General features: G+C 67.4%; 9 protein-coding genes and 1 tRNA gene. 3 read left to right on the top strand and 7 right to left on the bottom strand.

Annotated features, from left to right (window positions below; all coding sequences use genetic code 11):
* Positions 1-102 precede the first annotated feature (102 nt).
* The 6 genes from ccmE to OJI97_RS09600 all read right to left on the bottom strand — a co-directional run bounded on the left by ccmE (position 103) and on the right by OJI97_RS09600 (position 3392).
* A complete protein-coding gene (ccmE, locus tag OJI97_RS09625) occupies positions 103-540 on the bottom strand; it encodes a cytochrome c maturation protein CcmE (protein ID WP_297662991.1) in 438 nt (145 codons plus the stop codon).
* Positions 537-692: a heme exporter protein CcmD gene (gene ccmD / locus OJI97_RS09620; RefSeq protein WP_297662989.1), complete on the bottom strand. Its 156-nt coding sequence runs from the start codon at positions 690-692 to the stop codon at positions 537-539. Before ccmD ends, ccmE begins: the two co-directional genes overlap by 4 nt.
* A gap of 3 nt (positions 693-695) precedes the next feature.
* On the bottom strand, positions 696-1433 hold the full coding sequence (ccmC, locus tag OJI97_RS09615) for a heme ABC transporter permease CcmC (protein ID WP_297662987.1): 738 nt from the start codon (positions 1431-1433) through the stop codon (positions 696-698).
* 218 nt (positions 1434-1651) lie between these two features.
* A complete protein-coding gene (locus tag OJI97_RS09610) occupies positions 1652-2005 on the bottom strand; it encodes a YbaN family protein (RefSeq protein ID WP_297662986.1) in 354 nt (117 codons plus the stop codon).
* Positions 2006-2168: 163 nt separating this feature from the next.
* Positions 2169-3218, bottom strand: coding sequence for a Glu/Leu/Phe/Val dehydrogenase dimerization domain-containing protein (locus tag OJI97_RS09605; protein ID WP_297662985.1), 1050 nt, complete (start codon positions 3216-3218; stop codon positions 2169-2171).
* Positions 3219-3315: 97 nt separating this feature from the next.
* A tRNA-His gene (locus OJI97_RS09600) sits at positions 3316-3392 on the bottom strand.
* Between the two features lie 102 nt (positions 3393-3494).
* Here OJI97_RS09600 and OJI97_RS09595 point away from each other — a divergent pair.
* Together OJI97_RS09595 and OJI97_RS09590 are read left to right on the top strand one after the other, a co-directional pair.
* Positions 3495-4175 (top strand): 2OG-Fe(II) oxygenase, encoded by a 681-nt coding sequence (locus OJI97_RS09595; RefSeq protein ID WP_297662984.1) that lies wholly within the window; start codon positions 3495-3497, stop codon positions 4173-4175.
* A 66-nt stretch (positions 4176-4241) separates the two neighbouring features.
* Positions 4242-4862: a hemerythrin domain-containing protein gene (locus OJI97_RS09590; RefSeq protein WP_297662982.1), complete on the top strand. Its 621-nt coding sequence runs from the start codon at positions 4242-4244 to the stop codon at positions 4860-4862.
* A gap of 189 nt (positions 4863-5051) precedes the next feature.
* Here OJI97_RS09590 and OJI97_RS09585 read toward each other — a convergent pair whose 3' ends face one another.
* Positions 5052-5801, bottom strand: a complete 750-nt coding sequence (locus OJI97_RS09585; RefSeq protein WP_297662980.1) for an SIMPL domain-containing protein — start codon at positions 5799-5801, stop codon at positions 5052-5054.
* Positions 5802-5934: 133 nt separating this feature from the next.
* On the opposite strand from OJI97_RS09585, the gene OJI97_RS09580 reads away from it, so the two are divergent.
* The gene (locus OJI97_RS09580; RefSeq protein ID WP_297662978.1) at positions 5935-7713 is read left to right on the top strand and encodes an ABC-F family ATP-binding cassette domain-containing protein; all 1779 of its coding nucleotides are present in this window, start codon (positions 5935-5937) and stop codon (positions 7711-7713) included.
* Positions 7714-7796 lie beyond the last annotated feature (83 nt).

Below are 7796 nucleotides of genomic sequence, written 5' to 3'. Positions count from 1 at the left end.
TCCCGCTTTTCCAACGTCGCTGAGCGGGACCCCGGATCAAGTCCGGGGTAACGAAATCCATATGATTTCTGAGCGCAAATTTTCGAGCCACGGCAGCGCTTCTCATTCCCCCGGCACCAGCTTCATATTCTTCGGCATCTCGCCCATCTGCGGCGGCATATAGCGCTCGTCATGCTTGGCGAGGATGCGGTCGGCCACAAAAACGCCATCGGCGCGCAGCCGGCCGTCGGCGACCATCCCCGCGTTCTCGGCGAACAGATCGGGGACGATGCCGGTGAACTGGACCGGGATCGACGCCTTGCCGTCGGTCGCCACGAAACGGATCGTCACCCCGTCGCTCTGGCGCTTGATGCTGCCCGCGGCGACCATGCCGCCCAGCCGCATCGCCTCGCCGGCCGCGGCCTTGCCCGCCTTCACTTCGGCGGGCGTGCGGAAATAGGCGGCCTCGTCGCGCAGCGCGCTCGCCGCGAGCACGCCCGCGCCCGCGACGCCGCCCAGCGCCACGAGCGCCAAAATCAGTCGTTGATGCTTCGCTTTCATTTGCGGTCCTTACGCAAAGCGTCGCTGCGCTTCTCTGCCTTCGCCATCGCGCGCCAGCTATGCCACAATACCGCGCCGGTGAGCAGCGCCGTCAGCGCATAGGCCGCGATCACATAGGCCCATTGCCCGCCCCCGCTGATCACCCCCGCCATATCTCAATATCCCTCGTCGTCGTCGGCGAGCCGCCGCAGCCGCGCCGCGACGCGGTTGTCGGCGATGATCCGCCGCATCCGCATCAGCACGATCGCGCCGAACAGCAACGAAAAGCCGAGCACGGTCAGCCCCAGCGGCCACAGCAGCGAACCGTCGATGCTCGACCCGCCCAGCGTGATGCTCGGCCCCTGGTGCAGGCTGTTCCACCACACGACGCTGCGGTTGATGATCGGAATGTTGATCGCGCCGACCAGCGCATAGATCGCCGCGCCGCGCGACAGCGATCCGCCCTGCCTTTGGCCTTCGTCGCCCGTCGTCAGCGCGATGAAGCCGGCATAGAGGAAGAGGAGGACGAGCATCGAGGTCATCCGCCCGTCCCATTCCCACCAGGTGCCCCAGGTCGGCTTGCCCCAGATCGACCCGGTCGCGAGGCAGAGCGCGGTGAACAGCATCCCTGGCACCGCGATCGCGCGCGCCGCGATCCCCGACAGCGGATGGCGCCAGACGAGCTGCACCAGCCCCGCGACCGCGAGCGAGGTCCAGCCGCCCATGCCGAGCCACGCCGATGGGACATGAACATAGAGGATTCGCGCAGTCTCGCCCTGCTTCGCTTCGCCCGGCACCATCGCCAGCCCCGCAAAGGCCCCGGCGAGCAAAAGCAGCAGCCCAAGGCCGAGCAGCCACGGCGTCAGCGGCTTGGCGATCGCGAGAAAGCGGGTGGGGTTGGCGTATGCGTGCATCGGTCTCGCGTCGTCTTTAGGTGAGGCCGGTTTATCGGTCCAGTGAATTGCCCGGCGCGACCCGGCGGCGCTTCTCTCGCCCGCGCGGCGCGTGACGTCAAGCTTTTGCCCTGCAACATCTCGTCATCCCGGACTTGATCCGGGGTCCCGCTCAGCACCATCGAAAAGCGGGACCCCGGATCAAGTCCGGGGTGACGGAAAAGACAAAAGCCTCCCCTTCACCCTTCCGGCCGCGTCCAGATCCAGCTTCCGGTCACCGCCGCCGCGATCACCGGCGCCATCACCCACGGCCAGGGCGAAAAGATCGCCGCCAGCACGATACTGAACGCAAAGGCCGCGGTCGCCGCGATCTTGCCCTTGCGGCTGATCGCGCCCTTCTCGCGCCACGCGACGATATGAGGGCCGAAATGCGGGTGGGTCAGCAGCCAGGTTTCGAGCCGCGGCGAGGAACGCGCGAAGCAGAAAGCGGCGAGGATGACGAACGGCACCGTCGGCAGCAACGGCAGGAACGCGCCGATCGCGCCAAGCCCCAGCGACGCCCAGCCCGCGACCAGATAGAAATGCCGTTTCATCGACGGCGAGGCTTAGCGGAAATCAAGCGATCCGCCACCCCCAACACATGAGCCCGACCGCTCTGGATTGCTTCGCTTCGCTCGCAATGACGATGCGTTTCAGGACTTCGTCATTGCGAGCGAAGCGAAGCAATCCAGAGCGTCATCGAGCGACGCCCGGCTTTCACCCCCGCCCGATCAGCTTCTGCGCCATCCGGTCGGCCACCACCGACGCCGGAGTGCCGCTCGCCTTGCTCTCGGCCCATATTTCAGCGAGGCGGCCGGGGATCGCCCCGATGCGGCTTTCGACCTCTTCGCGGCTGCCCTGCCCCAGATATTCGAGCGCGACGTTGATGATCCCGCCCGCGTTGATCACATAATCGGGGGCATAGACGATGCCGCGATCATGAATGCGCTGCCCGTCCGCGTCGGTCGCGAGCTGGTTGTTCGCGGCGCCCGCGACGATCGACACCTTCAGCCGCTCGATGCTCTGCTCGGTCAGCGTCGCGCCGAGCGCGTTGGGGCTCAGCACGTCGGCCTCGACCTCCATGATCGCCGCCGAATCGGCGAGGTCCGCGCCCAGTTCCTCGGAAAGCGCCCTCGCCCGCGCCAGATCGACGTCGGCGAGGATCAGCTTGGCGCCATCGGCGGCCAGCCGCCGCGCGACGCCTTCGCCGACGCTGCCGACGCCCTGCACCGCGACGCGCACGCCCGCGGCGCTGTCGGTGCCCAGTTTCTCGCGGATCGCCGCCTTGATCCCCAGATAGACGCCGAGCGCGGTCAGCGGGCTGGGGTTGCCGCCCACCGCATCGCCCGCCGCCGGCAGCCCGCTGACATGGCGCGTCGCGCGCGCGATCTCGACCATGTCCGCGACCGACATGCCGACATCCTCGGCGGTGACATAGGCGCCGCCCAGCGATTCGACCGCGCGCCCGAAAGCGGCGAGCAGTTCGGGGGTCTTCGCCTGCCCCTCGTCGGCCAGGATCACGCCCTTGCCGCCGCCGAGCGGCAGGCCCGCCATCGCATTCTTGTAACTCATGCCGCGCGACAGGCGCAGCGCGTCGGTGATCGCCGCGGCGCGCTGCGGATAATGCCAGTAGCGCACCCCGCCCGCGCCGGGGCCGAGGTGGATCGAATGGACCGCGATGACCGCCGTGAGGCCGCTGGCGCGATCGCGGAACATGTGGACATGCTCATGATCGTCGAAATCGGCGAAATCCCAGACAGCAGACATGCGCGACTCCTCGCGTTAGAAAATTACGTCAAAGCGTAATAATCCGTCATGGGCGCCGAGTCACCCCAAAAGCTGCCACGCGCGAAGATAGAGAAAATGGGGCGACCAATGGGGCTCGAACCCACGACCTCCGGTACCACAAACCGGCGCTCTAACCAACTGAGCTATGATCGCCACACGTCGGGCGGAACCGCCTGCGACAGCGCGCGGCGATAGGCGCGGGGCCTTTTGCCGTCAAGCATTGTTCGCACGGGATCGCGCCATTAAAAGCACGGCATGGCGGATCACGAACATGTCGACATGCAGGCTTCAGGCGCCGCCCGTACCGCCGGGCGGCTCGCGGCGGTCCCCGGCATCCGGCGCGCGCCGACCCCGAAGCTCGAACAATATATGCTCGCGCGCTTCCTCGACGCCGACACCTGCGCTGCGCTGATCGCACTGATCGACGCGAAGGCGCGGCCCTCGACGATCGCCGACCCCAATGGCGACGACGCCTTTCGCACCAGTTCGACCTGCGACCTCGACCATCGCCATCCGGTCGTCGCCGCGGTCAACGACCGGCTCCACGCCCTCACCGGCATTCCGCCCGAATATGGCGAACCGCTCCAGGGCCAGCGCTACGACGTCGGCGAGGAGTTCAAGGCGCACACCGACTATTTCGACCCCGACGGCGCGGACTGGGAGACCTATTGCGCGATCCCCGGCCAGCGGAGCTGGACGCTGATGATCTATCTCAACGAGCCCGCCGCGGGCGGCGCGACGCGCTTCCTGTCGACCGGCAAGCTGCACCAGCCCGAAACGGGCAAGCTGCTTGCGTGGAACAATGTCCGCGCGGACGGCACCCCCAATCCCGAGACGCTCCACCACGGGATGAAGGTGCGCAAGGGGCGCAAATATATCATCACCAAATGGTTCCGCGAGCGGCCGTGGCCGTGGGCCGAAGACGAACTGGGCTGACCCGCCGCCGGAACCATGATTTCCCGCCCGCGTTCGAATAGGACCAGCGGAAGGAGTGGGATCGACATGACGGCACGCACGATCGATCGCGGCGCAGCGAAGCGCAAACCCGCGGCAAAGGCGAAGGGCGAGGCCATCGCGAAAGCAAAGGCGGTTGCGCCCGGCGTCGCGGCGCGGATCGGCAGCACGCCGAAAACGAAATTCCGCGGCGACCCCGATATTTTCGGCCGCCTCGTCGAGGATCACGACCGCCACCGCGCGCTGCTGGCGATGATCGAGGAGACCGAGGGCAAATCGCCCGATCGCCAGACGCTGTTCAAGGAACTGGTAAAGGAACTCAAGGCCCATGCTGCGGCCGAGGAGCAGGCGCTGTGGTCGAGCGTGCTGCGCGATCCCGAAACCACCGACTTCGCCCGCCACGCGATCGCCGAGCATAAGGAGATCGACGACATGCTCGGCGACCTCGCCGCCCGCGACATGGCGTCGCCCGGCTGGCTGCGCCGGTTCGCCGCGCTCAAGGAGGAATATCTCCATCACGTCGGCGAGGAGGAACAGGAACAGTTCGTGGCCGCCGAAGCGCATCTCGGCGCCAGCGACGTCCGCTACATGCGCCGCGTCTTCAACCGGCGCAAGAAAGAGGAAAAGGCGGCCGCCAGGGTCGAGCGGAAGATCAAGCTCAAGCCCTGACGGCGGCGCGCAGCTTTAGGCTTTGAGCGAAAAGCCTGCGTGCTCCCGCGAAGGCGGGAGCCCATCTCCCGCCGGCGCAAGATGGAACCGGCCGGAGATGGGTCCCCGCCTGCCCCGAAGGGGCAGTTTATCCTGAGCGCCGCCGCAGGCGGCGTCGAAGGGCGGGGACGCGCTGATGTTTACGCCGCCCTATCGCACCAGCCGGTACTGGAAACTCAGCGTCAGCGTATTGGCGACCTGCCCCGGCTCGACCGGCGTCGCTTTTGCCGAGCCGGCATCCATCGCCTGCAGGCGCACCATCGGCATCGGCGGCTGCGGCCCGCCGAAGCTGCCTTCGCCGATCGCCACCAGCTCGGCGCCGCGATAGCCCGCGAGCCGCGCATAGTCGGCCGCCTTCGCTTCGGCCTCCTTGATCGCCGCGCCGCGCGCGCCGACGAGCTGCGCGTCGGGGTCCTTCATCCCGAACCACGGTCCGTCGACATTGGTGCCGCCCGCCGCGACCAGCGCGTCGAGCAGCGGCCCGATATCGTCGATCTTCGGCGTCGTCGCGCGAACGCTGTTCGACACCTGATAGCCCAGGAAACGCGGCGGCTGGCCGTCGCTGCGGTTGCTGTAGTCATATTGCGGCGACAGGTTGATGCCGCTCGTCTGGATGTCCTCGGCCTTGATCCCGCGCGCCTTGGCGGCGGCGATCAGCTTGTCCATCGCCGCGGCATTGGCGCGCATCGCCTCGACCGCGGTCGGCGCGGTCGTCGTCACCCCGGCGCCCACCGTCGCCTGATCCGGGCGCGAACGCACTTCCTGGCTGACGCTGAAGGAAAGAATGGGCCCCTGCACCGTAGCTGTCGTCACCGTCGATCCTCCCTGTTGGGCAATGGCGGGCACCGCCGCCATCAGCGCGATACCGGCCGCCATAGCGGTGAGCATTTGCTTCGTCATTTCATTCTCCTGTGGACCGGAGTTCCGGCCGTAACTGATGACCACTCCGTAACGCTGACGGAGCGAACCCGTTCCGGCCTTGCCCTCGCCGCGCTTGCATGACGCTGAACGCATATGTAGCGAGCCGTTCATCATGGCAGCACCCATTCTTTCTTATGAAGGCCTCGGCCTTGTGCAGGGCAGCGGCTGGCTGTTCGAGGATCTCGACATCTATGTCGGCGCACGCGATCGCCTCGCGCTGATCGGCCGCAACGGCGCGGGCAAGACGACCCTGCTCAAGCTGCTCGCAAACCGCATCGACGCCGACAAGGGGAAGCGCACGATCGTCCCCGGCACCCATGTCGTGCTGCTCGAACAGGAGCCCGACCTGTCGGCGTTCGACACGCTGATGGATTATGCCACGTCCGGCACCGACGCCCCCGCCGGGCACGACGTCGCCGCGATCGCCGACCAGCTCGGCATCGACATGGCGCGCACCGCCGCCAGCGCCTCGGGCGGCGAGCGCCGCCGCGCCGCCATCGCCCGCGCGCTCGCGCAGAATCCCGACGTGCTGCTGCTCGACGAGCCGACCAACCACCTCGACCTCGCCGCGATCGACTGGCTCGAAAACTGGCTCGCGCGCTACACCGGCGCCTTCGTCGTCATCAGCCACGACCGCACCTTCCTCACCCGCCTGACGCGCCAGACCTTGTGGCTCGACCGCGGCAGCATCCGCCGCAAGGAAATCGGCTTCGGCGGCTTCGACGAGTGGACCGAAGCGGTGTTTGCCGAGGAAGCGCGCGCCGCGCAAAAGCTCGATTCGAAGCTGCGGCTCGAGGCGCACTGGCTCGAACGCGGCGTCACCGCGCGGCGCAAGCGCAACCAGGGGCGGCTCGAAAAGCTCAAGGAAATGCGCGCCACCCGCGCCGCGATGATCGGCGGCCCCGGCGTCGCCAAGCTCGGCCTCGCCAACGACGACGTCCGCTCGAAATCGGTCATCGTCGCCGACCGCATCACCAAACGCTTCGGCGAGCGCACGATCATCAAGGATTTCGATTTCCGCGTCCAGCGCGGCGACCGCATCGGCATCGTCGGCGCCAACGGCGCGGGCAAGTCGACTCTGCTCAAGCTGCTGACCGGCGAGATCGCGCCCGACGAAGGCACGGTGACGCTCGCCCCGACGCTCGACGGCATCGTCATCGACCAGCAGCGCAGCCTGCTCTCCCCCGACAAGACGGTGCGCGACATCCTCGCCGACGGCGGCGACTGGATCGAGGTGCGCGGGGTCAAGAAGCATGTGCAGGGCTATCTGAAGGATTTCCTCTTCGATCCCGCGATCGCCGAGGCGAGCGTCGGCGCGCTGTCGGGCGGCGAGCGCTCGCGCCTGCTGCTCGCGCGCGAATTTGCCCGCGAATCGAACCTGCTCGTCCTCGACGAGCCGACCAACGACCTCGACCTCGAAACGCTCGACCTCCTGCAGGAGGTGATCGCCGATTATGAGGGCACGGTGCTGCTGGTCAGCCACGACCGCGATTTCCTCGACCGCACGGTGACGGTGACGCTCGGCCTCGACGGATCGGGAAAGGTCGACATCGTCGCGGGCGGCTACGCCGACTGGGAAGCAAAGCGCGCAAAACCGGCGGCGGCAAAGGCAAAAGCCGCCGCGACCGAAGCCCCGCCCCCGCCGCCGCAGGCGCGCAAGAAGCTGAGCTACAAGGATCAGCGCGACTATGATCTCCTCCCCGGCCGGATCGAGGAAATCGAGGCGGAAATGGCGGGGATCGAGACCGAATTGTCCGACGGCAGCCTGTTCACACGCGACAATGCGCGGTTCACCGCGCTGACGGCGAAACTCGACGCGTTGCGCGCAGAAAAGGCGGCGGCGGAGGATCGCTGGCTGGTCTTGGCTGAGGAAGTCGAGGCGCTGGGATAACGTCGGCTATGGGGTGGTGAGCTGCCCCTCCCCAGCTTCGTCATTCCCGCGAAAGCGGCAACCCAGCGTGGGGTTAGCCGACG

Source organism: Sphingopyxis sp., assembly GCF_025869345.1.
Classification (GTDB): domain Bacteria; phylum Pseudomonadota; class Alphaproteobacteria; order Sphingomonadales; family Sphingomonadaceae; genus Sphingopyxis.
The sequence above is the reverse complement of the archived record's forward strand: the minus strand, read 5'-3'. Positions and strand labels throughout refer to the sequence as shown.